General features: G+C 45.6%; 25 protein-coding genes, 1 tRNA gene and 1 pseudogene. 16 read left to right on the top strand and 11 right to left on the bottom strand.

Going from position 1 to position 25,285, the window contains the following annotated elements:
* Nucleotides 1-349 precede the first annotated feature (349 nt).
* Both V7K76_RS11980 and V7K76_RS11975 read right to left on the bottom strand, forming a co-directional pair.
* Nucleotides 350-1,630 carry a vWA domain-containing protein gene (locus tag V7K76_RS11980; RefSeq protein ID WP_334774987.1) on the bottom strand — a complete coding sequence of 427 codons (1,281 nt, stop codon included), beginning with the start codon at nucleotides 1,628-1,630 and terminating at the stop codon, nucleotides 350-352.
* Entirely contained in the window at nucleotides 1,627-2,883 is a 1,257-nt protein-coding gene (locus tag V7K76_RS11975; RefSeq protein WP_334774986.1) for a vWA domain-containing protein, read from the bottom strand. The genes V7K76_RS11980 and V7K76_RS11975 overlap by 4 nt, the downstream gene beginning before the upstream one ends.
* A gap of 238 nt (nucleotides 2,884-3,121) precedes the next feature.
* Between V7K76_RS11975 and V7K76_RS11970 the strand changes: the two genes are divergently transcribed.
* The 3 genes from V7K76_RS11970 to V7K76_RS11960 all read left to right on the top strand — a co-directional run bounded on the left by V7K76_RS11970 (nucleotide 3,122) and on the right by V7K76_RS11960 (nucleotide 5,400).
* Nucleotides 3,122-3,784: an ATP-dependent Clp protease proteolytic subunit gene (locus tag V7K76_RS11970; protein WP_292732139.1), complete on the top strand. Its 663-nt coding sequence runs from the start codon at nucleotides 3,122-3,124 to the stop codon at nucleotides 3,782-3,784.
* Between the two features lie 121 nt (nucleotides 3,785-3,905).
* Entirely contained in the window at nucleotides 3,906-4,517 is a 612-nt protein-coding gene (locus V7K76_RS11965; protein WP_334696314.1) for an ATP-dependent Clp protease proteolytic subunit, read from the top strand.
* Nucleotides 4,518-4,776: 259 nt separating this feature from the next.
* The gene (locus V7K76_RS11960) at nucleotides 4,777-5,400 is read left to right on the top strand and encodes a J domain-containing protein (protein WP_334774985.1); all 624 of its coding nucleotides are present in this window, start codon (nucleotides 4,777-4,779) and stop codon (nucleotides 5,398-5,400) included.
* A 67-nt stretch (nucleotides 5,401-5,467) separates the two neighbouring features.
* On the opposite strand, the gene V7K76_RS11955 is transcribed toward V7K76_RS11960, so the two are convergent.
* Entirely contained in the window at nucleotides 5,468-5,671 is a 204-nt protein-coding gene (locus tag V7K76_RS11955; RefSeq protein WP_334774984.1) for a J domain-containing protein, read from the bottom strand.
* 78 nt (nucleotides 5,672-5,749) lie between these two features.
* Nucleotides 5,750-6,379, bottom strand: coding sequence for a J domain-containing protein (locus tag V7K76_RS11950; protein ID WP_334774983.1), 630 nt, complete (start codon nucleotides 6,377-6,379; stop codon nucleotides 5,750-5,752).
* A gap of 32 nt (nucleotides 6,380-6,411) precedes the next feature.
* On the opposite strand from V7K76_RS11950, the gene V7K76_RS11945 reads away from it, so the two are divergent.
* Together V7K76_RS11945 and V7K76_RS11940 are read left to right on the top strand one after the other, a co-directional pair.
* Nucleotides 6,412-7,500 (top strand): tocopherol cyclase family protein, encoded by a 1,089-nt coding sequence (locus V7K76_RS11945; protein WP_334774982.1) that lies wholly within the window; start codon nucleotides 6,412-6,414, stop codon nucleotides 7,498-7,500.
* A gap of 33 nt (nucleotides 7,501-7,533) precedes the next feature.
* Nucleotides 7,534-7,607, top strand: a tRNA-Arg gene (locus V7K76_RS11940).
* Between the two features lie 223 nt (nucleotides 7,608-7,830).
* Here V7K76_RS11940 and V7K76_RS11935 read toward each other — a convergent pair.
* A complete protein-coding gene (locus tag V7K76_RS11935) occupies nucleotides 7,831-8,031 on the bottom strand; it encodes a hypothetical protein (RefSeq protein WP_334953476.1) in 201 nt (66 codons plus the stop codon).
* Nucleotides 8,032-8,191: 160 nt separating this feature from the next.
* Between V7K76_RS11935 and V7K76_RS11930 the strand changes: the two genes are divergently transcribed.
* From V7K76_RS11930 to dusB, 5 genes are all read left to right on the top strand, one after another.
* Nucleotides 8,192-8,761, top strand: a complete 570-nt coding sequence (locus V7K76_RS11930; RefSeq protein WP_334774981.1) for a YdcF family protein — start codon at nucleotides 8,192-8,194, stop codon at nucleotides 8,759-8,761.
* A 566-nt stretch (nucleotides 8,762-9,327) separates the two neighbouring features.
* Nucleotides 9,328-10,491 carry a GuaB3 family IMP dehydrogenase-related protein gene (locus V7K76_RS11925; RefSeq protein ID WP_334774980.1) on the top strand — a complete coding sequence of 388 codons (1,164 nt, stop codon included), beginning with the start codon at nucleotides 9,328-9,330 and terminating at the stop codon, nucleotides 10,489-10,491.
* A gap of 372 nt (nucleotides 10,492-10,863) precedes the next feature.
* A complete protein-coding gene (gene trxA / locus V7K76_RS11920) occupies nucleotides 10,864-11,187 on the top strand; it encodes a thioredoxin (protein ID WP_334706013.1) in 324 nt (107 codons plus the stop codon).
* Between the two features lie 747 nt (nucleotides 11,188-11,934).
* Nucleotides 11,935-12,747 carry a carbon-nitrogen hydrolase family protein gene (locus V7K76_RS11915; RefSeq protein ID WP_334774979.1) on the top strand — a complete coding sequence of 271 codons (813 nt, stop codon included), beginning with the start codon at nucleotides 11,935-11,937 and terminating at the stop codon, nucleotides 12,745-12,747.
* A gap of 238 nt (nucleotides 12,748-12,985) precedes the next feature.
* Nucleotides 12,986-14,041: a tRNA dihydrouridine synthase DusB gene (dusB, locus tag V7K76_RS11910; RefSeq protein WP_334774978.1), complete on the top strand. Its 1,056-nt coding sequence runs from the start codon at nucleotides 12,986-12,988 to the stop codon at nucleotides 14,039-14,041.
* 223 nt (nucleotides 14,042-14,264) lie between these two features.
* Here dusB and aroF read toward each other — a convergent pair whose 3' ends face one another.
* A complete protein-coding gene (aroF, locus tag V7K76_RS11905; RefSeq protein WP_334774977.1) occupies nucleotides 14,265-15,134 on the bottom strand; it encodes a 3-deoxy-7-phosphoheptulonate synthase in 870 nt (289 codons plus the stop codon).
* A 1,067-nt stretch (nucleotides 15,135-16,201) separates the two neighbouring features.
* Here aroF and V7K76_RS11900 point away from each other — a divergent pair.
* From V7K76_RS11900 to V7K76_RS11885, 4 genes and pseudogenes are all read left to right on the top strand, one after another.
* Nucleotides 16,202-16,696: a hypothetical protein gene (locus V7K76_RS11900; protein ID WP_334774976.1), complete on the top strand. Its 495-nt coding sequence runs from the start codon at nucleotides 16,202-16,204 to the stop codon at nucleotides 16,694-16,696.
* Nucleotides 16,697-16,871: 175 nt separating this feature from the next.
* Nucleotides 16,872-17,519: a pentapeptide repeat-containing protein gene (locus V7K76_RS11895; protein WP_334774975.1), complete on the top strand. Its 648-nt coding sequence runs from the start codon at nucleotides 16,872-16,874 to the stop codon at nucleotides 17,517-17,519.
* Between the two features lie 148 nt (nucleotides 17,520-17,667).
* The gene (locus tag V7K76_RS11890; RefSeq protein WP_334774973.1) at nucleotides 17,668-18,522 is read left to right on the top strand and encodes a DUF72 domain-containing protein; all 855 of its coding nucleotides are present in this window, start codon (nucleotides 17,668-17,670) and stop codon (nucleotides 18,520-18,522) included.
* A gap of 36 nt (nucleotides 18,523-18,558) precedes the next feature.
* Nucleotides 18,559-18,681 (top strand): annotated as a pseudogene (locus V7K76_RS11885) (hypothetical protein); the annotation flags it as partial.
* A gap of 265 nt (nucleotides 18,682-18,946) precedes the next feature.
* On the opposite strand, the gene V7K76_RS11880 reads toward V7K76_RS11885, so the two are convergent.
* The 5 genes from V7K76_RS11880 to V7K76_RS11860 all read right to left on the bottom strand — a co-directional run bounded on the left by V7K76_RS11880 (nucleotide 18,947) and on the right by V7K76_RS11860 (nucleotide 23,721).
* The gene (locus V7K76_RS11880) at nucleotides 18,947-19,954 is read right to left on the bottom strand and encodes an aldo/keto reductase (RefSeq protein ID WP_334774971.1); all 1,008 of its coding nucleotides are present in this window, start codon (nucleotides 19,952-19,954) and stop codon (nucleotides 18,947-18,949) included.
* Between the two features lie 175 nt (nucleotides 19,955-20,129).
* Nucleotides 20,130-20,966, bottom strand: a complete 837-nt coding sequence (locus tag V7K76_RS11875; protein WP_334774970.1) for an SDR family NAD(P)-dependent oxidoreductase — start codon at nucleotides 20,964-20,966, stop codon at nucleotides 20,130-20,132.
* A 65-nt stretch (nucleotides 20,967-21,031) separates the two neighbouring features.
* A complete protein-coding gene (locus tag V7K76_RS11870; RefSeq protein ID WP_334774969.1) occupies nucleotides 21,032-21,811 on the bottom strand; it encodes a carboxymuconolactone decarboxylase family protein in 780 nt (259 codons plus the stop codon).
* A gap of 269 nt (nucleotides 21,812-22,080) precedes the next feature.
* Nucleotides 22,081-23,121, bottom strand: a complete 1,041-nt coding sequence (locus V7K76_RS11865) for a zinc-dependent alcohol dehydrogenase family protein (RefSeq protein WP_334774968.1) — start codon at nucleotides 23,119-23,121, stop codon at nucleotides 22,081-22,083.
* 180 nt (nucleotides 23,122-23,301) lie between these two features.
* Nucleotides 23,302-23,721 carry a (R)-mandelonitrile lyase gene (locus V7K76_RS11860; RefSeq protein ID WP_334774967.1) on the bottom strand — a complete coding sequence of 140 codons (420 nt, stop codon included), beginning with the start codon at nucleotides 23,719-23,721 and terminating at the stop codon, nucleotides 23,302-23,304.
* 209 nt (nucleotides 23,722-23,930) lie between these two features.
* Between V7K76_RS11860 and V7K76_RS11855 the strand changes: the two genes are divergently transcribed.
* The gene (locus tag V7K76_RS11855; RefSeq protein WP_334774966.1) at nucleotides 23,931-24,899 is read left to right on the top strand and encodes an AraC family transcriptional regulator; all 969 of its coding nucleotides are present in this window, start codon (nucleotides 23,931-23,933) and stop codon (nucleotides 24,897-24,899) included.
* Nucleotides 24,900-25,150: 251 nt separating this feature from the next.
* Entirely contained in the window at nucleotides 25,151-25,282 is a 132-nt protein-coding gene (locus V7K76_RS11850) for a hypothetical protein (RefSeq protein ID WP_334774965.1), read from the top strand.
* Nucleotides 25,283-25,285: the final 3 nt, after the last annotated feature.

Genomic DNA, 25,285 nt, shown 5'->3' with positions numbered 1-25,285 from the left:
GACAATTTGAACACCTTAATCTGCGAGCTTTTTATGAGGTTAAAAGGCGATCGTTTATAGGAGATAGTCACGGTTGAGCACGATTGAACGATGGACTAGGCGCACAATGAAACACGCCTAGTCGAATAGATTTTCAAGACTAAACTTCTGCTAGTTTGTCTTCAGGGATGTCTTGCAATTCTTGGACAATCTTTTCGATCAGCATAAGTCAAACTCTTCGGTGGTTGTTAATCAATAAGTTAAGAATATGCGACTACTTTGTTGCTCAATTGAGGAATAAAATATTTTTTCTCGCTTTCTGCCTTGGCGTGAAACTTTCACACCGTTAGTCAGCAAAACTGAATTTTTATTATTCTTGTAAAACAGTTTTTGATACAATTCTAGTTTTCTTGAGGTCTGCTTCAGAAAGTTCTTCTCCAGCTTGCAAGCGAGTGGCGGAAGTTTGCAACACTGTCGCTGCACCTTTATCTCCGATTTGTAAAGCAGTTTTAGCAGCCGTTTGCAACATCGTTGCTGCACCAGTGCGATCGCCTTGTTGCAATTTCGCTTCGGCTAACTGGGTCTGACGATACTTGGCTAAGGCTAAAATAGACTGCTGCACCTGGGGATTGGAGTCCGGTTGATACGCCCGTACTACATCTGCATACACTGGCATCAAGGGCGAAAGTAAACCTTCTTCGTTAACCAACGGGTCATCATAACGAATTTGCAAATGAGCGATCGCTTGTTTACCTTCTGGCAATTGTCCCAGATAAATGTTCGCCAAAACTACCCTTTCCACATCCTGCATCAAATCTCCCAAACGTACTGCAAAGCTACCATCGGCTTCGGGTTCCACTGGTAACTCGATTGTATCTGGGGCAACTTGGGCAATGGGTTTTAATTCTGCTAGTCGGACATTGGGCACTAGAGATAACAGCAAGTAGGCATTAGTTAGCCCAATCGATTGAATCCGTCCAAACAGTCGGCTAAATTGCTCTACAGCTTGTTCAGGATGTTCAATATGGGCTAAAGTCCCACCACCGACATCGGCAATTTTTTCTAGCAAATCTTGATTCCAGCTATTGCCAAATCCGAAAGTGTTGATAGTTAGGTTCAGTTTGGCAGCCTTTTGTGCCAGTTTGAGACAGCGCTTGTTGTCGTCTCGCCCGATATCCCATTTCCAAATCCGCAAACCGCTTTCACCATGCCCATCCGTCAGCAGAAACGCCTGGGAAACAGCGCCTCTTGTGCCCTTCATCAATTCTGTAATTCCCAGTTCCAAACCCTCAGCGATCGCAGTGCCACCGCTAGCAGTCAGTTTGCTTTTAATTTGAGATTTGATGCTTTCGGGGTCTTCGATCGCTTGGTTAGGGATAATGACTTCCGCAGTGCCGGAAAAAGCCACAACTGAGATGCGATCGCCTACTTTCAAGCGATCGATTAATCCTTCCACCGCCTGGATCACCGTTTTAATTGGGTGTCCATGCATGGAACCACTTTTATCCAGAATCAAGCAGAGGTTAAGGGGGAGATTTTGATCGGACTCATCAGCGATTGCAAAAATAGTTATTGCTAGTTGACGTTGGCTACTTGTTTGAGCCACATCAACATTATTGTCATTTAACGCCGAGAGCAATTTAACTTTCATTGGGGAGGGGTATCTTGCAAAATTGTTTTGGAGACAATTCTGGTTTTCTTGCGATCGCTTTCAGATAAATCTCCACCAGATTGCAGTTGGGTGGCAGAAGTTTGCAACACCGTCGCCGCCCCTGTATCTCCCATTTGCAAGGCAGTTTTTGCAGCTGTTTGTAACATCGTCGCCGCACCAGAGCGATCGCCCTGTTGTAATTTCGTCTCGGCTAGCTGGGTTTGGCGATACTTCGCTAATGCTAAAATAGAATGCTGCACCTGCGGATTTAGGTCTGCTTGGTAATTTTTGACTACATGGGCATAAACTGGGATATTTGGTGTAACTAAACCTACTTTGTTGGCGGCTGGGTCATCGTAGCGGACTTGCACATTAGCGATCGCTTGTTCACCTGTTGGCAATTGTCCCAAATAAATATTAGCTAAGATTACCCGTTCTGCATCTTTCATTAAATCTCCCAACCGCACAGCGAAACGTCCATCAGCTTCTTGTTGCAGTGGTAACTCAATTGTGTCTGGGGAAACTTGAGCAACTGGTTTGAGTTCCGCTAGCCGGACATTGGGCATTAGAGAGAATAACAGATAAGCGTTAGTCAATCCCACTGTTTGAATACGGCTGAACAAGCGATTAAACTCTTCCACTGCCTGTTCGGGTTTTTGAATATAAGATAAAGTACCTAAACCAGCATCAGCAATTTTTTCTAAAACATCTTGGTTCCAATTGTCACCAAATCCCAAAGTGTTCAAAGTCAAATTATAGCTAGCAGCCAATTGAGCAAATTTTAGACAGCGATTGTTATCACCGTGTTCATTTTCGCCATCGGTTAAGAGGAAAGCTTGGGAAACAGTATCTTTTTTACCCTTGGCCAACTCCTCAATCCCCAAACGCAACCCTTCATCAATCGCAGTTCCACCATCGGCAGCTAGGCGATCAATTTGCTGTTTGATTTTCTCTGGATTTTCGATCAGTTGACTGGGTACTAAGACTTTGGCACGGTGATCGAAAACTACAACACTGAGGCGATCGCCAGGATTGAGTCTATCTACCAGACGATTCGCTGCTTTTTTGACTGTTTCTAGCGATCGCCCATTCATCGAACCACTATGATCGAGAATTAAGCATAAATTTAGGGGTACATGGCGGTCTTGATTTTCTGCGATCGCCGAAATTGAAACTCCTAACTGACGCTGACTGTTCAGTTGATTCGCGTCCAAATTACCATCATTCAAGGCAGGCTGCAAGCTAACCTTCATAATTCAAAGTCCTTATTCAGGATATACATATAAAAAAATAACTTCAAAGCACTACTTTAACTCTACGGAAAACCTATCTAACACAAATACACTAATATAATCAGAATATCTTAGAAGCCAAGCATTGGCAGATGCGAAGCCGCCTTCAGCATTAGGGAGAAATCCGCACCTTGAGGAAGGCTGGCATCGCGCTAGGATGTATTACAGTTAACGGCATAGTTTCAGGCGATCAGTTGCTATGGACATTTCCCCAATTAAGGCTGTTCAAGCCCCATATTACGGCGATAACTTTTATCGGACACCGCCGCCAGATTTACCTTCCCTGTTATTGAAGGAGCGAATTGTCTATATTGGGATGCCACTGGTGCCTGCTGTCACCGAATTAATCGTGGCCGAATTGCTGTTTTTGCAATCCGACGACCCCGACAAACCGATTAAAATCTATATCAACTCCACCGGCACTTCGGGTTACAGTGGCGAACCTATTGGCTTTGAAACCGAAGCCTTCGCCATTTATGACACCATGAAATATATCAAGCCTCCTATCCACACCATCTGCGTCGGTTCGGCGATGGGTATGGCAGCAATGCTACTCAGTGCTGGTACAAAAGGTTGCCGCGCTAGTTTGCCTCACTCCTCAATTATCCTGCATCAGCCCAAGAGCTACGCCCAAGGTCAAGCAACGGATATTCAAATTCGCGCCAGAGAAGTTTTGGTAAATAAAGGGGCGTTAGTTGATATTCTACATCGCACCACTGGACAGGCTCCAGAAAAAATTACTAAAGATATGGATCGGCTGTTGTATCTAACACCATACGAAGCGAAGGAATACGGACTAATTGACCGAGTTTTTGAAAAAGAAGAACTCGCAAATCCCCCACTCCCTGCCAGTGTTCTTTAGTTAGTGCTGAGTGCTGAGTGCTGAGTGCTGAGAGACGCGATTAATCGCGTCTGTGTAGGAGTTATGAGTTATTTCTAACTCTCTTGCCGCCCCAAATTATTAAAAACGGAGTAAGTAAGTTATGCCTATAGGCGTTCCTAAAGTTCCTTACCGGATGCCCGGTGGACAATATACAGATTGGATTAGCATCTACGATCGCCTTTACCGGGAACGGATTATTTTCTTGGGGCGAGATATTGATGATGAAATCGCCAATCAAATTATTGCTGTAATGCTGTATCTGGATTCAGACGATCCAGGTAAAGATATTTATTTATACATCAATTCCCCCGGTGGGATGGTTACATCTGGCATGGCGATTTTTGACACCATGCAGCATATCAAATCAGATGTAGTAACTATTTGCGTAGGTTTAGCTGCTTCAATGGGTTCTTTCCTGCTGGCAGCTGGCACCAAAGGCAAACGGTTAGCATTGCCTCACTCACGGATTATGATTCACCAGCCTTCAGGTGGCACCCGTGGACAAGCAACCGATATCGAAATTGAAGCTAGAGAGATTCTACGGATTCGTCATCAGCTTAATGGCATTTATGCCGATAAAACAGGTCAGACCATAGCAAAAATTGAAAAAGATATGGATCGTGACTTTTTCATGTCTGCCGAAGAAGCTAAAGAATACGGTTTAATCGACCGTGTGATTGAAGAACGAACCTCGGTAATAACTGGGGAATAGGGAGTAGGGAATAGGGAGTAGGCAATAGGGGGATGAGGGGGATAAGGGAGTAGACAAAGAATTTTAACTCCTAACTCCTAACTCCTAACGCCTAACTCCTAACTTCCAAATCCCCACTCCCCACTCCCCACTCCCTTCTTTAAACAAACTGTCAACATTGAACTTTAAAAAAGTAAATTAGCCCTTATTATTGATAGTTCAGGCATAAAGCTGATAGCTGATAGCCGATAGCTGGATATTCGATAGCTCATAGCTCAAGATGGATCTGGGAGATTGCTACCGTTTATTGGGTTTAAGATCGGGAGCTTCTTTTGCTGACATCAAAGCGTCTTATCGACGACTGGCGCAGCAATATCATCCCGATATCAACCCAGATGACAACAAAGCCAAAGATAAATTTATTGCCTTAACAGAGGCTTACAAACTCCTGCTGACAGTAGTACTGCCAGAGGAAACTGCTGCACATTCAAGTCAGGTGTCAACATCTGGGCGTGATGATGCCAAGGTAACGCAACGGCAGAAAACACCAGTAACAACGGTGACAAGCCAAGAATCAGGAAAACCAAGGCCGCCTAATCTGTTGGAAATAGAAGAACGGCTGAAGTGGAAGACTTATGAGCAATTGCAGCGATTTTTGCAAGAAAGACGATTCCCCCAAGCGATCGCCCTGGCGGAAGCTTTAGCAGATCGGTTGTCAACAGATGCAGAAGTTCGCCAATGGCTAGCGATCGCTTATCAAATTTGGGGACGGGCGTTAATTTCTGAAAAACAACTACTTAAAGCCAGAATTTATCTCAAAAAAGCTCTGAAGACAGACCCCCATAATAAAAGTCTCTGGTATGAAGTCCAGCGCGATTTTCAACGTTTAGAACAAATTTTTTAATTTGTCATTAGACATCTCCAGAAATTAAATATGCGTTATCCAAAACCCTTGTAGAGACGTAGCACTGCTACGTCTCTACATTCATTTGGAGATGTCTATTGATTTCTTTGATTTTTTCTTCCGCTTCTAGCTTTTGCTGCGGTTCAATAAAACAATGTGGATGCCAAGTCTTAGCCATCTGGCGGTAAGCTTGCTTAACCTCATCAACAGATGCACCTGGTTTCAACCCCAGGATATTGTAAACATGATTGATGTCAAAGCGATCGCTCATACTAGGAAATCAGCAGCAGTTAGAACTCTACTTAGTATTCCCAGGTATAAGTATTAGCTAACTCCAGGTATAGTGCTGCTATCTTAAGCGCCGATTTAATCGCAGGAAACTTTTTATCCTCTGACAAAATCTTTCTACCAAAGGTCTAGGTTTTGATACATATCTAGGCGATCGCGATATACGCGCAGCACCCGGATTTCTTAACTCTTCTTCTATTTGTGCAGCTTTATTTAAATCTGAAGCGGCTCTATATTCGTATCCCAGTTGAGAACAAACTAGCCCCCGATACTTATATGCTTCAACATAGTGAGGATTGAGACGAATGGCGTGGGTAAAATCTGCGATCGCATCTTCATATCTTCCTCTAGTAGCATTCTCTACCCCTAAAGTATAGAAAGTTTCTGCATCCCAACGATTGACAGATATTTTTGGGGGATTTTTAGGCGAAGATGAAGAGGGATTTTCAGGAATAGGAGGCTCAGATGGACTTTCAGATTTGAGCTTGTTGTAAGCTGCATTGATTGATTTAATTTTTTCTTCAGCTTCCTGTTTTTGCTTTTGGTCAACAAAGCGATCGGGATGCCAAATTTTTACCAGTTTACGGTAATTTCGCTTCACCTGTGCTTGAGACGCACCGGGTTCTAGCCCAAGAATTTCATAAGCATCATTGATATCGAAGCGTAGACGTTTCGGCTTGTCGTTAGACATCGCGCATACTGAAAAAATCGGCAACTATATCTATGTTAACTATTCCCCTAAATTCTCTCCAAACACCCCATTCTGGTTATCACTGGGATGACACTAGTCGCCGCTTCTTTGAAGGCTGGTATTACCGCGTTACGCTACCGGAAATTGGACAAACATTCGCCTTTATGTACTCCATTGAAGACCCCATCGGCGGTAAACCTCACAGTGGCGGTGCAGCCCAAATTCTCGGCCCAGATGATGAATATTTATGTCGTACTTTCCCTGATGTCAAGAAATTTTGGGGTAGTCGGGATGTTCTGGGTTTAGGTCATTGGGGTAAAACAGATTTGCAAGTTTCTCCCCTATACCTGCTACCAGCAGAGTTTGAGCATCATGTTCAAGAAGGCTATCAAGCTACAGCCACCTTGAATCAGGGAATAATTCGCGATCGCGCCACCAATAATTATTGCCGTTGGCAGTATGAAATTCAACCAGTATACGGTTGGGGAAATCAAAATAGCATTCAGCAATCAACCGCAGGCTGGCTGTCATTCTTGCAGATTTTTGAACCAGGATGGCAAATTTTGATGGCTCACGGTTTAGCTAGCGGAAAAATTGACTGGAATGGTAAAATTTACGAATTCACCAACGCCCCAGCCTACGGCGAGAAAAATTGGGGTGGTGCTTTTCCGCAAAAATGGTTTTGGATAAATTGCAATTGCTTTGCAGGCGAACCCGATTTAGCATTAACTGCTGGCGGTGGACGGCGGGGTGTCTTGTGGTGGATGGAATCTGTAGCGATGATTGGCTTGCACTATCAAGGCAAGTTTTATGAATTCGTTCCCTGGAATTCCCAAGTAGATTGGGAAATTCAGCCCTGGGGTAGATGGCAAATGAAAGCTAGTAACTCAAGCTACGAAATTGAATTGACAGGAACCACCCATTTACCTGGTAAACCTCTGCGTGCGCCCACAGCAGAAGGTTTAAAATACTGTTGCCGAGACACCATGCAAGGAAAACTAAATTTAGAATTACGAGAACTAAATGGGAGAAAATCTAAAATAATTCTCAAAGCAGAAAGTTTTCTGTGTGGTTTAGAAGTAGGCGGCGGCTCTTGGGATAATTGTTGGCAATCTCGCTAAAACTACTGTTATAATTATATATGCTTCGCAGTTGGGGTTGTAGCTCAGTTGGATAGAGCGGACGCCTCCTAAGCGTCAGGTCGTGCGTTCAAGTCGCACCAGTCCCGTTTTCTTCAGGCGATTATTAATTTATTAATATATATATAGCTATATAACATTCGTAAGGTAGCATAAGGAACTCCAAGAAATAAATTATCCACTTTTGTGGGGTGGGCATCTTGCCCGCCCAGTTGATATGGCGGGCGAGACGCCCACCCCACAAGAGTTAATTGGATATTTTTTTATTTGGAAGTCCCCATATAGCAGTTCCCACTCAGATGCAGTACAAAATTATACCACAAGTAGGGGCAATTCATGTAGACGCAAAGCGGCTTTCCGCAGGGTATTGCCCCTACGGGTGTACCTCACGTGAACGAGAACCGCTATAAGTAACTGTGCTACCCTACCTTGTGGCTCATCGAAACGAGAAGCACTATATAAAGTGGTTACAACCCTTTGATGAATCGTCCGAGACAGGTTAGGATAATCCATCAATTAGAGGAAAAACTTTAAGCACGCTTAACCGCGCTGCAACACAAGAACCAACCAAATTTATATTTGGGCAGATTCTTTGGAAGTTTGCTACTCTACTAGCAATTGTTTTTCTTCTAGTCAGAGAAATTTTGGACTGAGTAAATAAAGTTATTGAGCCTTGAATAAGCTAATCTTTACAGGTAAATCTTTTCGTTTGACGGCTTTTGCCCTACCGCTAATCATCTGGTGGGGATACAAAGAAGTACAAAACCAATTTGTGCAGCCGCAAGCAGTTGTAGTGTTGGGTGGTTCAACGAAACATTTAGAGCGAGAGAAGTTTACAGCAAAATTCGTTCGCGAGCATCCAAATATACCAATTTGGATTACAGGCGGTAGTCCACGTACATTCACCCAACGAGTGTTTACCAAAGCTGGTGTCGATCCTAAACGTTTACACTTGGATTACGAAGCAGTAGATACAGTTACTAATTTTACTACGTTGGTGGATGATTTGCAACGTCGTGGCATCAAGAGTGTTTATTTGATTACTTCAGACTTCCACATGCGCCGGGCTTGTGTCATCGGCGAAATTATTTTGGGTAGTCGGGGTATTTATTTAAAACCGGTGCCAGTTCCTTCCGAAAAACCTCCTGAATCTATCGAAAAATCTGTTCGCGATGGGGCGAGAGCGATACTTTGGTTAGCAACTGGTTACACTGGCGTGGATGCCGCTAAAAATAAACGGTAAATCAAATCAATTTTGGATTTTGGATTTTGGATTTTGGATTTAAAAATCTTCTGAATCTCAAGATTTATCGCTTTAAAACGATGCAGAATATTCCAATTTGGTGGCATTTAGGGAAATTTTGATGATTTTGACCTAAGTAAAGACAAGCAAAGAAAGAGAACATATAGCATTACTAAATCATTCGTGAAAAATTAGATCCCCGACTTCTTTAAAGAAGTCGGGGATCTGGAAACCACGAATTTTCACAAATTCAGATAGGATTGCTATAATGTCGAGATTATTAGCATCAACTTAGTCAAACAAATAAACAACTTTTCCTCATTTGCTTTCTTGGTGTGTATTTTGCATCCACCAAATTTTTGAGCCGCAGCTTAGACAGTTCGGAAATGTCTAGTAGACATCTCCGAAAATGAATGTAGAGACGTAGCACTGCTACGTCTCTACAAGGGTTCTTGATATCGCATATTTAATTTCTGGAGATGTCTAGTGTAGTTCAGGAAAAAAACACTCCAATTCCCCCCACAATTTGATACCCTAGCTTAAACAGATTTGAGAAGATTTAAAGCGTGGAAATTCAACTTGGGCGGGGAAAAACAGCTCGCAGAGCTTACGGAATAGATGAAATTGCTCTAGCCCCTGGTAACAGAACACTAGACCCTAGTTTGGCAGATACTAAGTGGCGTATTGGTAATATTGAGCGAGAAATCCCGATAATTGCCAGTGCAATGGATGGCGTAGTAGATGTTCGTGTAGCTGTACGTTTGTCACAGTTAGGAGCATTAGGAGTCCTCAATTTAGAGGGGATTCAAACTCGCTATGCTGACCCAGAGCCAATATTAGATCGAATTGCCTCTGTAGGGAAAGATGAATTTGTTGCCTTGATGCAAGAACTCTATGCCGAACCAATAAAGCCGGAATTAATTGAACAACGTATTCAGGAAATTAAACAACAAGGTGCCATTGCAGCAGTAAGTGCAACTCCAGCCGGTGCAAGTAAATACGGTGAGGCGGTGGCAAAAGCTGGGGCCGATTTATTTTTTGTCCAAGCTACAGTCGTTTCTACTGCACATCTTTCACCAGAGTCTTTAGTACCACTTGATTTAGCAGAATTTTGCCGTTCCATGCCCATCCCCGTGGTGTTGGGGAATTGCGTAACTTACGAAGTTACCTTGAATTTGTTGAAAGCTGGGGCGGCTGGGGTACTAGTGGGAATTGGCCCTGGTGCGGCTTGTACTTCTCGTGGGGTATTAGGTGTGGGTGTACCACAAGCAACTGCGATCGCTGATTGTGCCGCAGCACGAGATGATTACTACAACGAAACTGGTAACTATATCCCCATTATTGCTGATGGCGGTTTAATCACCGGTGGCGACATTTGCAAATGCATCGCCTGTGGTGCTGATGGTGTGATGATTGGTTCCCCCTTTGCCAGAGCCACAGAAGCCCCAGGACGGGGGTATCATTGGGGAATGGCGACTCCCAGCCCCGTCTTACCCCGTGGCACACGCATTCGCGTTGGCAGCACTGGTAGCCTAGAGCAAATACTCCTTGGCCCAGCAGGACTAGATGATGGCACTCACAACCTTGTAGGAGCCTTAAAGACGAGCATGGGTACCTTAGGAGCGAAAAATATTAAAGAAATGCAGCAAGTCGAAGTTGTGATTGCGCCTTCCCTATTAACCGAGGGTAAAGTTTACCAAAAAGCTCAACAATTAGGTATGGGTAAGTAAAGGGAGTGGGGAGTGGGGAGTGGGGAGATAGGGGAGATGAGGGAGATAGGGGAGATAGGGGAGAAATAATTAATCCCCAATCCCCAATCCCCAATCCCCAATCCCCCAATTCTTCAATAAATTTTTCCAGCCCCCAAACAATTGCTGGAAAAATCCGATATGTCACCTACAATGGAGATAGCGGAGACGCATGTTTCCGTTCACTCCTCACACCACACTCCGCCCGGACTACTGTTCGGGCGGTTCCTTATGTTTGTAAATAAATTCTAGAGCTTCTTTCTTTGCAAATGTACATCCTCTACCCCCAAGCTGAGGTTTTTGCTATGGTAGAATTTTCACCAAGCTCAGATATTATTGGCGAAGGTTTTAGGCATGTCAGCAGCCGCACAAGTTACCGATTCTAGTTTTAAGCAAGAAGTACTCGAAAGCGATGTACCTGTTTTAGTGGACTTTTGGGCACCCTGGTGCGGACCATGCCGTATGGTAGCTCCTGTTGTCGATGAAATTTCCGAACAGTACAAAGGTCAAATAAAGGTCGTAAAAGTCAATACAGATGAAAATCCTAATGTTGCTAGTCAGTACGGCATCCGCAGCATTCCCACGTTAATGATTTTTAAGGGTGGACACAAAGTCGATATGGTGGTCGGCGCCGTGCCTAAAACTACATTGGCTTCCACTCTCGAAAAGCATCTTTGAAACTCAATCGGCAATAAAATCCTCTTGAGTTATCCATTTTTTCCTGACTTTAAGTTAATTTTTATAAACAAGTTTGAGAGACGCCAATTCCTCGTCTCTCAGGCTTGTTTATATTTATATGCAGTTTCAGAAGGTTTTTAGGAGTTTTCTACCTCAAAAACAATTCCCTAATTTCTGCACTACCAATTTCTATACGCTGGTACCTACCGCAAGGCGGAAGTCAACTTAAGCTGAAACTCCTTTAAAACCTCGTTTCCAGCCGGAGGCTGGAAATGCAACTCAAAAGCGGCTCTGCCACCAGCAAGGGAGGCGGAGCCTCTAGGACGGCATTCCCAGTCGGAGACTGGGAACGAGGCAAACGTGAAAATATCTAAAAGCTGATTTTAGGCTAGGTTTCACGTTAAGTTGACACCAATGGCAAGATGCTCACCCCACAATATTGGATAATTTATCATTCAAAATTAACAATCCCCATAAATAAACCCATAAATAAAAAATTTATACTAATTTGAAAAATGATTGCAACAGATGAATTCACACCAGACAGCTTTTATCAGGGTTTGATCACAACTAATTGCAATCTTGCTCAGTTTGCTAGAACCTAGAGACAGATTAAAATCAGCAATAAAACAAGTCTGTTAGAGAAAATCAACACTGATATATTTCTAATTAAGTTCCACAGATGTTGAAGTAGCGATATATTTTGATAATCTATCTCCCATAAATCAACTGTTCGTTGTTGAATCTATGAAGTCTTATTTAGCCGCCGCTATTCAATTGACCAGTGTGCCCGATTTACAGAAAAATTTGGCACAGGCAGAAGAATTAATAGAACTTGCCGTGCGTCAAGGTGCTGAATTGGTGGGTTTGCCAGAAAACTTTTCCTATATGGGAGAAGAAAAAGATAAACTCGCACAAGGGGATGCGATCGCTCTTGAAAGTGAAAAATTTCTCAAAAAAATGGCCCAACGCTTTCAAATTACGATCTTGGGCGGCAGTTTTCCACTTCCGGTAGATAATACAGGCAAAGTTTATAACACTACTCTACTCATCGATCCCAGCGGTGAAGAACTTGCCCGCTACTACAAAGTACACCTATTTGATGTTGATGTCCCCGACGGCATCACCTATCGCGAATCCAGCACAGTTGTGGCTGGTACGCAACTACCCCCCGTCTATTTTTCAGAAAAACTCGGTAATCTAGGGCTTTCTATTTGTTATGATGTCCGCTTCCCGGAACTGTATCGTCATCTGGCAGAGAAGGGAGCCGATGTGATCTTTATTCCCGCCGCCTTTACCGCCTTTACAGGCAAAGACCACTGGCAAGTACTACTACAAGCCAGAGCCATCGAAAATACCACCTACGTCATTGCTCCTGCCCAAACGGGGAATAACTACAGCCGTCGTCTAACCCACGGCCACGCCGTCATTATTGACCCTTGGGGTGTAATTTTAGCCGATGCTGGAGAAAAACCGGGAATTGCGATCGCAGAAATCAAGCCTACTAGGCTAGAACAAGTCCGCCGTCAAATGCCCTCTTTACAGCATCGGGTGTTCTAGAGACTGGGGAAGAAGCAAGGGAGAAGGGGAGAAGAATTTTCCCCTCTGTCTCTTTTCAATTCCCAATAATGCCCTTTACCTGCACTGATTATTTCTTGCGGATGGCTTCCTAGTAGTTGATTAATTTGCAAAAACAGCTTCCAAGTCAGGATACGTAACCTAAAATTAGCAGTGATTACAAATACCCCTAAACATTGCTGCTATTTTCCATCCGCATAAGTAAGTTTTAATTTTTTGTATGATTTCGCTCTCTCCCATTCTCCAAGCAAGACTCTCCCAACCCTTAAAAATTGGCTCCTTCGAGGTAAAAAGTCGGGTTCTCCAGTCGCCTTTATCTGGAGTGACAGATATGGTGTTTCGCCGTATCGTGCGTCGCTATGCCCCAGATTCAATGATGTATACCGAAATGGTAAATGCTACGGGGTTGCATTATGTCAAGCAATTACCCAAAATCATGGAGGTAGACCCCAACGAACGCCCAATTAGCGTTCAACTATTTGATTGTCGTCCAGATTTTTTAGCAGAAGCAGCAATCAAGGCAGTTGCCGAAGGTGCTGATACTGTTGATATTAATATGGGTTGTCCGGTAAATAAAATCACTAAAAATGGTGGCGGTTCTTCGTTATTGCGGCAACCAGAAGTAGCAGAAGCAATTGTGCGGGAAGTGGTAAAAGCTGTTGATGTCCCTGTGACAGTAAAAACCCGTATTGGCTGGAATGATAACGAAATTACGATTCTCGACTTTGCCAAGCGGATGGAAGATGCCGGGGCAAAAATGATTACAGTACATGGACGCACTCGCGCCCAAGGGTACAACGGTAATGCCCGTTGGGAATGGATTACCCGTGTAAAAGAAGTGCTTTCTATTCCAGTGATTGGGAATGGAGATATTTTTTCTGTTGAAGCGGCGGTGAAATGTTTAGAACAGACTGGCGCTGATGGCGTTATGTGTTCCCGTGGGACTTTGGGTTATCCATTTTTGGTGGGAGAAATCGATCACTTCCTGAAAACTGGGGAAATGTTACCGAAACCTACCCCGATTCAGCGTTTGGAATGTGCAAGAGATCATTTACAAGCCTTGTGGGAATATAAAGGCGATCGCGGTGTACGTCAAGCCCGTAAGCACATGACTTGGTATGCTAAGGGTTTCGTTGGTGCTGCCGAACTTCGAGGACAGCTAAGTTTAGTTGAAAAAGTAGATCAGGGTTTAGCAATGATTGACCAAACAATTGAAAAATTGGCTAATGGTTATGAACTTGAAGAAGAAGCACAAGGTAGTTTGGTAATGCTTTAAAAAATTGATAAGAGGCAGGGGGCAGGGGGCAGGGGAGGCAAAACTCAACGCCAGCCTCCATTTTTTCCCCTGCTCAAGAACAGCTTGCCTCAACCAAGAAATTCCAAAACCTACGCAGTATTGCTCTCCTGCTTTTTCATTTTACGAAAGCGATCGCTGTTTGTCTTTAAGCCAAAACAAATCTTTGGACTCAGACATACAAGCAATCGCCCCCAACTGAAATTTAAGCCGCACAAAAAATCGGGGCAGGTTTCAAACCTGCCCCGACATCTGATATACTGCGTCCTACGGCTGTTGCCACAGGCTTTAAGCTATTAACTAAATGCACCATATCTTCTAGAGAAAGTGCTTGACGGGCATCGGAAACAGATTTTTCAGGTTCCGGGTGACATTCAATAATTAATCCATCAGCACCACAAGCGATCGCAGCTCTAGACACAGGTGCTACTAACTCTCGTTTACCGACGGCATGGGAAGGATCTACAATTACAGGCAGATGAGTGATTTGCTTGAGTGCTGCCACTGCCCCTAAATCTAGGACATTACGGGTGTAATCGTCGAAACTGCGGATACCTCTTTCGCACAACACCACATCAGGATTGCCGTGGCTGAGAATATATTCAGCAGCCATAACGAATTCTTCAATAGTTGCTGCTAAACCACGTTTGAGTAGTATTGGTTTACCAGCTTGTCCTAAAGCTTTGAGCAAGTCAAAGTTTTGCATATTACGGCTACCAACCTGAAGCATATCAGCGTGGGCGGCCACTACTTCAATTTGGGAAATTGACATCACCTCAGTGACAACCGGCATATTGTAATGCGATCGCACCCTTGCCAAAATCTCTAATCCTGCTTCACCCATACCTTGGAAAGCGTAGGGAGATGTGCGGGGTTTGTAGACACCGCCACGCAACCCCTGTACTGATGCAGTAGATAGCTTTTGGGCAACGATCTCCATTTGCTCTAAACTTTCAACAGTGCAGGGCCCACCGATAATTACGAGTTTTTCACCCCCGAAAGCGACTTTTTCTGAAATTTTAACGATCGTCTGGTGATTAGGATGAGATTGTGCGGCAAGTCTAGCATTAATCATGGTTTTATCTCCTGAAAAGTTAGGGATTGGGGATTAGGGATTGGGGATTGGGGATTAGGGATTGGGGATTGGGTATTGGGTATTGGGTATTTGGAAAACTTTTTCCCCGTCCCCAGTCCCCAGTCCCCAGTCCCCGATAACAACAAAAAAGCCCGAAACCTTTAAGAGTTCCGGGCGCGTTCTGATTCATTGGCATGACGCTATTTACCCGGAACTTAGTTTGGGCCAAAAGTAAAAGCCATAAAACCAACTACTGAAATAAGTCATGACAATGAAATTCTCCTTAAAAAAACAAAAACCGCAGAGTTCGCTCTGCGGTTCACCGGGGGGTTTCCATTAGGAAACTTAATTCACTCCCGGTGAACCACCCTAAACCAAAAATAAAAATAGGAATTTGTGTTAAGCATTTGCGGGGCTTTTGCTGAAAATTCTAAAAACTATACCTATGTAATTTAACATTATCAGGAAGAATAAGCGGTGTCAACACCTCCACAAACTATAAAAAAGCGATAGACTCATTACAACTGTGGGGATCAAGACTAGTAGCGCAAGGCGGAATTAAAAATTAAAAATTAAAAATGAATACTACGTAAGCGTTTCATTGATTTGGAATGGTGAGGCAGTCCGGTCTTGGGGGTTTCCCCCATGAGGAACTGCCGAACCCGAAGGGGTGGTTTATTTCCGCCGTGCTGTACTAGTAGTCTGTCAAATAAATTTTGACGGATAAAGAAACGAACCGCATTCGCGCAGCGTCTCGTTAGAGAAGGACGCAAAGAGCGCTAAGGAAGAAGGAAAGAAAGAAGAAAAATTGAAAAATTTATTTACCCGTCAATTAGTTCTTGACAGACTACTAGTAAAGCTTTGCAAAATTCCAAATCACGCTCTGTACTAATTTCCGAACCACCAGAAGTTAACAGAGCCAGGATTGAAAAGTTAAAATATATAATTCTCCTGACTAATTACCTTATCTTGTGAAAGCTTATTGCAGACAATTGACAATCGCCATACATTATTCTTACCAAAAGTCCTCATTGACCAGATCAAATTTTTAGGATCATCAGTTTGATATGCCTAGTTCCAAAATCTTAGCCCAATCTTTCGACTATTATGGAGCTTACCCCTGCCCAGTCTGTCGGATAGGTAAGATTTCTCACATGCCATTGATGGAAACTATGGCTTGTGACTTTTGTCAAGAGATTTTTACAGTCAACTTAGAATTACAGCAAATCAAGATGCCTTCTAGGCAACCACCCTTAACTTGGCGGTGGAATGGGTTAAGTTGGACAGAAGGCCAGTTAGAAGGTGTGGAATTAGGTTGGGGTTATGGATTAGCAGCAGCAGTTTTTGTAATTCTGCCCACGACTCTAATTGGTATAGTCGCTTACTATTTTCCTGCTAATCTCAAGGAACCCATAACCTGGATGCCATATATTTGGACGATATTAACTTTCCTATCACATTTATCAATTATTGTTTGGATTTTTATTGAAGTCTATCAGATTCCAGTTGCAGCATATTTGAGAGCGATCGCACGATGGAGGAATGGGGAGATGGGGAGATGAGAAATCAATTCAAAATTCAAAATTCAAAATTCAAAATTCAAAATTCAAAATTAAAGAACTTCTGCCTCCTCTTTCCCAGTCCCCGATGCCCAATGCCCATAAACAATAACAAAAGATGCGGCGGATAGATGACTCCATCACTGATAATTAAGTTGATTGTCCACCAAAATATCGTATGAGCGATCTGGAGCGGTACTATAGAGTCTTGGAATTAGAGCCTGGGGCAACACTTGAAGAAGTGAACCAGGCTTACAAAGATTTAGTCTTTGTTTGGCATCCCGATCGCATTCCTAAAGAAAATCTCCGTTTACAGCAGAAAGCACAAGACAAGCTGAAAGCCATAAATGAAGCTCGTGAAAAGTTGCGTTCTCTAAAAACCAAACATCAAAACACACATAATTCACCGCCACCTCAACAGGAAAAACCATCCCCAACAACCCAAAAACCACCGAAGCAAAACTCAGACTTGAGTGGTAAAGACTATAGTCGAGCAAATTTGAGCAATAAAGACTTATCTGGCAGAAATCTGAGTTATGCCAATTTGAGTGGTGCTAATCTCAGTGATACTTTTATGCACAAAGTCAACCTCAGAGGCGCGAATTTATCTGAAGCAAATTTATTTCGGGCAAACCTACTTTTAGCGGATCTCAGGGAGGCGAATTTACGCGCTGCTAATTTGATTGGAGCGGATCTCAGTGGGGCCGACTTGCGAGGAGCCGACTTGACGGGAGCGCGGATTCGCTCTGGTGAGCGCCTTCTGGTTAAACTAGTTGGCACTAACTTAGCAGGGGCAATTATGCCTGATGGTGCAATTTATCAATAACTGAGGTTGCTTTATGACACCGAGTCCATGAGAAAGCAATCTGCCGTTTGCTTGCTGAATCTACCGAAATGAGAAAACAAGCAAACGGCATTTTGAGTAACAACCTGCTTGTAAAATTGAATATTATACATCAAGGCTTTTAGGCACTGTGAACTTTTTTATCGGTTGTGCTGTTTGGGCATATAAAGGTTGGGTGGGCGAACTCTATCCCCAAGGCACTCGCACTGCCGATTTTCTACATCTCTACAGTCGTCGCTTCACCACTGTAGAAGGTAACACCACCTTTTATGCCGTGCCTAACCAAGAAACTGTAACCCGTTGGGCTGCCGAAACACCAGCAGGTTTTGAATTTTGTCTAAAATTACCACGAGATATTACCCATCAAGGTTTGCTACAACCTTATATTCCGGCTGCTTTAAAATTTCTGGAGGGGATGCGCCCTTTAGGTAAGCATCTTGGCCCAATCTTTGCTCAGTTACCACCTAGTTATGCACCTGCATTACTTGACGATTTGACCAACTTTCTGGAAGCTTGGCCGCATACAGAAGCACCCCTAGCGCTGGAAGTTCGGCATCCCGACTGGTTCCGGGAACCCCATGCTAGTAATTTGACGGCACTTTTAGAAAAGTTAAGTGTAGGACGAGTATTATTAGATTCGCGCCCCATTTATACTGGAGATGATGACCCACAATTGCAATCGGAACGACGTAAACCCAAATTACCGTTGCAATTGAGTGTGACAGCACCTTTTACTCTGATTCGGTTTATTTCTCATCCGAATTTATCAGTGAATCAGCCATTTATGGAAGAGTGGGTAAGACAGATTCAGCAATGGTTAGAGATGGGAGTGCGAATTTATTTCTTTGTCCATTGTCCAATAGAAGCGCGATCGCCCAGCACAGCCCGTCACTTCCAACAGCTATTGGAACAAAGTGGAACATCAGTTCCACCCCTACCTTGGAATAACCTTGAGCATCCCCCTAATCAACTCAGTTTATGGTGAGTATATAGAGAGTGGGATTGCCCAAAATGCAGCACACATCACGATAGAGATGTCAATGCCGCTAAGAACATTTTGGCTGCGGGACTCGCAGTTTCAGCGCCAGTCACTCATGGGGGAAACCCCCAAGACCGCGCTGGCTTGTCTGTGGAGCGAACATAAGACCCGATAGAAATATCTCTAAAAGGCAGTTGCAAAAAACCAGCAATGGAAAGAAACAGAAACCTAAGTCGTGAGTCTTAGGAATCCCCGACCATTTACGGCGGGGAGGATGTCAATCTAGGTTTCTTAGCTAAGAACAATAGGCTTGGGTTAAGGGCTACTGGCAACAATTTTGGGTTTTCGAGACGCGATAAATCGCCGTCTCTACAAGTGTTTTGTTGCTCATTCTGAACTGTCTTGAGCTATAGAACACATTTTTTACCACTCAACGACCGGTCAATTGCTCCAGCTTTTCGGGGTATCTAGCTCCTTGCACCTCGATCTTGGAGGCTGCGTTATCAATGTCACGCAGATCGTCGGGCGTGAGTTCGACTGAGACTGCGCCGATGTTTTCGTCCAAGCGATGCAGCTTCGTGGTGCCTGGGATCGGCACGATCCACGGCTTCTGGGCTAGCAGCCAGGCGATCGCAATCTGAGCAGGTGTCGCCTGCTTCTGTTCGGCAATGCTACTGAGCAAATTAATCAGAGTTTGATTCACCTTGAGAGCCTCGGTTGTGAAGCGAGGCAAGGTGCTGCGGAAATCGGAACTGTCGAAGGTCGCGTTTTCGTCGATCTTGCCAGTAAGAAAACCCTTACCCAGAGGGCTGTACGGGACAAAGCCGATTCCGAGTTCCTCAAGGGTCGGTATCACTTCCGCTTCAGGCTTTCTCCACCACAGCGAGTATTCGCTCTGGAGTGCCGTCACAGGCTGAACCGCGTGGGCGCGACGGATTGTTTGCACACCTGCTTCCGAGAGTCCAAAGTGCTTAACCTTCCCTTCCTGAATCAGTTCCTTCACCGCTCCTGCCACGTCTTCGATCGGCACATTCGGGTCAACTCGGTGCTGATAAAGTAAGTCGATTGTCTCGACCTTGAGGCGCTTGAGCGAGCCTTCTACAGCCTGCTTGATGTGTTCCGGTCGGCTATTCAGTCCATGTGAACCTGGCGTCCCGCGCGAATCGGAATTAGGACTAATATCAAACCCGAATTTGGTAGCAATGACCACTTGCCCACGGAAGGGAGCGAGGGCTTCGCCCACAAGCTCTTCGTTTGTGAACGGGCCGTAGACTTCGGCGGTGTCAAAGAATGTTATTCCGCGATCGACGGCAGCCCCCAGAAGGGCGGTCATTTCCTGTATGTCTTTGGGTGGTCCATAAGAAAAGCTCATTCCCATACAACCAAGCCCGATAGTCGAGACTTCCAGATTACTGTTTCCAAGTTTGCGCTTTTGCATTTTTTGAACTCCTGTTCTTGAATTAAAGATCGGAATTGTCTTGCTCTACGATCAGGTCTGGTATTGTTCGTCGCTGACCTGTTCCATTTAGTCCACAGTCTTGCCGTCGATCTGTTGCTGAATGGCGATGTGCATCATGTCCGTGGATTTGATGATGATGCTTCTTGCGCGATCGCTAGAACGAACCGTCTGTTGATTTCGATAGCTCTTCATGGGCGCGCGTCGCCTGCAACCGTTCCTCGACAGCCGGCGCGATCGCCGCGAGGGCGTCGCTGCCGGCAACGAACAGCTTCGGCGGATTCGCCATCTCAGCGATTTTGACCAGAGCATCGCCCAACTTTGCCGGATCACCCTGTTGCGTGCCGTGGTAAGGCGACCACATCTCTTGGGCGCTGCCCTCAGCCGCGTAGTCCTCTATGACATTGCTTGCCCACCTGGTGTTGCGGGCATCCAGAAGGTTCGTGCGGAAGAAGCCCGGCTCGACCACCGTGATCTTGATACCGAACTGCTCGACCTCGGTTGCCACCGACAGCGAGAGTCCTTCGACCGCGAACTTCGTCGCAGCATAGGCGGTGCAGTGCTTCAGTCCGACCACACCAGCAACAGAGCTGATGTTGATGATGTGGCCCGACCGCTGCTGACGCATAACCGGCAGCACGGCACGCATAACGTACACCACACCATAGAAGTTCGTAGCGAACTGATGTTCGATGTCGTTCGTGGTCATCTCCTCAAAATTACCAAGCAGACTGTAGCCCGCATTGTTAACCAAAACGTCGATGCGACCGAACTGCTTCACCGCCTCATCGACGGCTGTTTTCGCCTGTACCTCGTCCGCAATGTCCAACTGGACAAATACAAGATTCTCGCTAGTAACGTCGCGCAAGGCATTACGCACTTTATCGAGGTTTCTTCCAGTCGCGACTACACGATCGCCGGACTGCAATGCCGCCTTGGCGATTCCGGTTCCGATGCCGCTGCTGGCGCCTGTGATCAACCAGACTTTGCTCATAATTATTTTCCTTTTACTCGGACTTAATCAAACCCTGTTTTGTTCATTGCTCGTTATCATCGCCATTACTTCGTCGCCACTTCATTCAGGCACTTTAACGCATTCAGTGTTCGGGGATATCCCACCCAGGGCAACAATTGTGTAATCAGATCCAGCAGTATGTCTTTCCCGTTTCCGACATTCAGGTTGCCTTGAATATGCCCCTTGATCTGTGATTCAACCCCGCCCAGAGCAATGAGAATAGACAGTGTGATCAGCTCCCTAACTTTGATGTCTACGCCATTGCGGGTGTAATAATCGCCAAAGCAATTGGCAGATAGAAACCTTTGAATGTGCAGTTGGTCTTTGGGCGATCGCTCATACATTTGATCGATACTCTCGCCGAATACGGCTTTCTGTATTGCCAGCCCTTTGTCGTAGCGTGTTTCTGGGTTGGTGGTCGATTGCCCTTGCAAAGGTAATTGAATGCCCCTGCTGGTCATCACTTCATTAGTGGCATGGACGAAATCAAATGCTTTCGCCATACCCACGTAGGGTACTGACTGATACAGGATCTCCTTGATTTCAATCGGCGTTACTCCGACATTGAGCGCAGCGCCCACCATAACCCTGTATTCGCTTACTGCCTGGCTGCCGATGATAGATGCCAGAATCAGCACGACTCTTGTCTTTGAATCCAGCTTGCTCTCAGCAATTACTTCGTCGAAGGCGAAGTTGTCAAAGACCTCGATCAGTTCAGGGTCGGTTACTTTCAGGGTCGATTTGTGGTTTGGAAACAGTTCCTCATGGTTTTTATGTGCTGCTTCACTTATCCTTACAGAGTCCTTGTGCTGTGTATTTGTCATCTGCACCTCCTTATTTTGGTTAAAGTTCTATGGTTGGCGATTCCGTCTATAATCCAATACGGTTCAGTTAAGGTTAAAACTCTTGGTCAAACTCAATTTTTTTAACGAACCGCAGAGGCGCAGAGGAAACAGAGAGAAGAAAAAAATGCTTAACTGAACCGTATTGGTCTATAATCCCGTTCGCTTTTCCAACTCTTCTGGATAGCGATCGCCTTCCACGGTAATTTGCGCCAATGCCGCGTCGATGTTTGCACTCCTGTCTTTGAGAATTAAGGTCGTACCATGACTTTGATCGCTTCTCGACTATCCATCGAGGCGTACCCTCTGGGAACATCATCGAGATTAACCGTTAAATCGAGAACAGCAGAGGCGTTAAGTTTGCCTGCCACCGTATCGGCTAGCAATTCTGGAATGTAAGCACGGGCAGGGGCAACACCGCCTCGTAAGGTGATGTTTTGTCTAAATAAACGACCCAGATTGAAATTGTGGCCGCTGCCGTGCGGCACACCCACATAGCCGATCGCTCCACCAGGACGCGCAATGCCGATCGCTGTTGTCATTGAAGACTCACTGCCCACACACTCCAGTACTGAGTCTGCACCGCCCTGGGTTATCTCTTGCAGAGCGGCGATCGCTTCTTCCCCTCGACTGCTGACAACATCCGTTGCACCAAACTGTCGTGCAATCTCCAGCCGCGATGCGTGTCGCCCTAAAATAATGATGCGTTCAGCACCCAGTCGTTTGGCGGCAAGCACGCCACATAAACCCACAGCCCCATCACCAACGACTGCAACTGTGCTACCTGTACGGACACCTGCTGAGACAGCAGCATGATGTCCAGTAGACATCACATCGGTGAGCGGCAGAATGGCGGTGAGGAGGTCATCATCATTCTCAACGTCCTTGGGAATGACGACTAATGTGCCATCGGCCAAGGGTGAACGGATGGCTTGGGCTTGTCCACCATCGTTTGTGCTTCCCCCCCAAAAACCACCATGTAGGCAAGAGGGTTGAATTCCTTTATGGCAGAATTCACAGGTGCCATCGGAAAACGCAAAGGGAGCGAGGACGCGATCGCCTTTTTTTAAAGTGCGAACCTCAGAACCAACCTCTTCCACAATTCCCATCCATTCGTGTCCTGTTCGCCAACCTGGTTGCCACTTTTCCTCACCCCGATAGAACCACAGGTCAGATCCACAAATACACGCGTGAGTAATTCGGACAATGGCATCTGTGGGCTGTTGAATTGTGGGATCGGGAACATTCTCAACCCGGATATCACCAGGGGCATAGTAAACGGTTGCTTTCATCGAACAATCTCCTTGTGAAAAACTAATACTTGCCTTTGTTTGTCACCGAACAAGGCAAAAGTAAAAAGTAAAAAGTAAAAAGGCAAAAAAAGAAAAATGGTTTGAAGCCCCTAAATTTCGTCTTTTTCCCCTACTCTCTACTCCCTACTCCCTACTCCCGCCCCAACGGGGCTTGGTCAGTTACGAGTCTAGGGCTGGAATCTTTATTCCTTCATACTGCTCGTCGCTGACATGCTCCAGCCAGTCCACGGGCTTGCCGTCGAGCCATTCCTGAATGGCGATGTGCGTCATGGACGTGGTTGCTGTAGCACCGTGCCAATGCTTCTCACCCGGCGAGATCCAAATCGCGTCTCCCGGTCGAATTTCCTCGATCGCGCCGCCCCAGAGTTGTACGAGGCCAGAGCCAGCTGTGACGATCAGGGTTTGTCCCAAGGGGTGGGTGTGCCATGCTGTCCTAGCACCAGGTTCAAATGTGACACTAGCACCAGACGTGCGTGCTGGATCGTGTACCTCGAACAGGGGGTCAACGCGGACAGTGCCGGTAAAATACTCAGCCGGCCCTTTGGCGGAAGGCTGTGAGCCACTTCTTTTGATGTCCATTTTCTTAATTCCTTTAGTTAATGTCAGTTTGGTAGCTAGTAGGCAAGTCTCTTGCCCAATCAAAACTGAGTTTTATCTTGAATAAAAATCCAGAATCTTTACAAGAAGCCAAAATCATTTTTCCTTGCTTTAGCTTCATCTTAGGCATTTTGAAGAGCAAGCAATAGGACGATCGTCTAAGATTGTTGTACAATCCTGCAAACTTAGAAATGAACGCTGCCAATATCAATTTAATGAACAACCCGCAGGCAAAGCGCGAGGCAGACAGAGCGCAAGCCCACAGAGACGAACTGACTGAGCGGATTGCCCAGGCGATTGGTCATGATGGGACGATTGAGCCGTTGAAAGGATTGCACTTCAACCGCGCCTCCTCGCCTTCGGAATGCCTTCATAGTGTCTCTATCCCTGCCTTTTGTGCGATCGCTCAGGGCAGCAAAGAAATTCTTTTGGGCAGCGATCGCTATCAGTACGACCCGATGCATTATCTGCTGGCTACGGTTGAACTGCCGATTGTCAGCCAAATTCTGGAAGCGTCCAAGGCGCAACCGTACCTGAGCCTGCGCCTCGATCTTGACCCTACCCTCGTTGGTTCAGTGATGGTCGAGGCTGGGTATCCCTCATCGCGTAGCAGTACTGGTGTGAAAGCGATTGACGTAAGTCCCTTGAATGCAAATCTGTTGGACGCTGTGGTGCGGCTTGTCAGGCTTTTAGATTCCCCTGCTGAAGCTCATGTTCTCGCACCACTGATTAAGCGGGAAATTATTTACCGACTCCTGATGGGAGAGCAAGGTAATCGGCTCCGTCATATTGCTGTTCTGGGTGGCTATACCTACCACATCGCCAGAGCCGTCGAGCGACTTCGTAAAGATTTTAACGAGCCGCTTCGGATTGAAAACATCGCCCGAGAGATGGGAATGAGTGTATCGGGCTTTCACCATCACTTTAAGTCTGTCACTGCCATGAGTCCCTTGCAGTTCCAAAAGCAATTGCGGCTCCAGGAGGCTCGCCGTCTGATGCTGGGGGAAAACCTTGACGCTACCAGTGCTGCCTACCGAGTGGGGTATGACGATGCCTCGCACTTCAACCGGGAGTATAAGCGCCTCTTTGGTGCGCCACCGATGCGCGATGTGGAGCGGCTGCGAGAAGCTGCTAGGGAGACTGCTAGTTCAATATATTGAAGAAGAATTCAGAATTCAGAATTCAGGAGTCACATCGCAACTCTTGGAGACGCTGCGCGTAGCAAGATCCCCAAAGGGCTCGCTCCGAATTAAAAATTCTTGCATTATTGATCCCCATAAATAAATTTAGCTAAATCAAAAAGAAGCCTCTCGCCTACCCGGAACGGGAGGCGATGAGATGAATTTTTGGGCGGTGAGGAGCATTGGTGTTAACTTAACGTGAAAACTAGCGTAGTAAAAGCTTTTAGATATTGTCTCGTTCCCAGTCTCCGACTGGGAATGCCATCCTAGAGGTTCCGCCTCGCTTGCTGGCGGCAGAGCCACCAGGAGCTGCATTTCCAGCCGGAGGCTGGAAACGAGGTTTTAAAGGAGTTTCAGCTTAAGTT

It is taken from the genome of Nostoc sp. (genome assembly GCF_036917975.1).
Taxonomy (GTDB): domain Bacteria; phylum Cyanobacteriota; class Cyanobacteriia; order Cyanobacteriales; family Nostocaceae; genus Nostoc.
The sequence above is the reverse complement of the archived record's forward strand: the minus strand, read 5'-3'. Positions and strand labels throughout refer to the sequence as shown.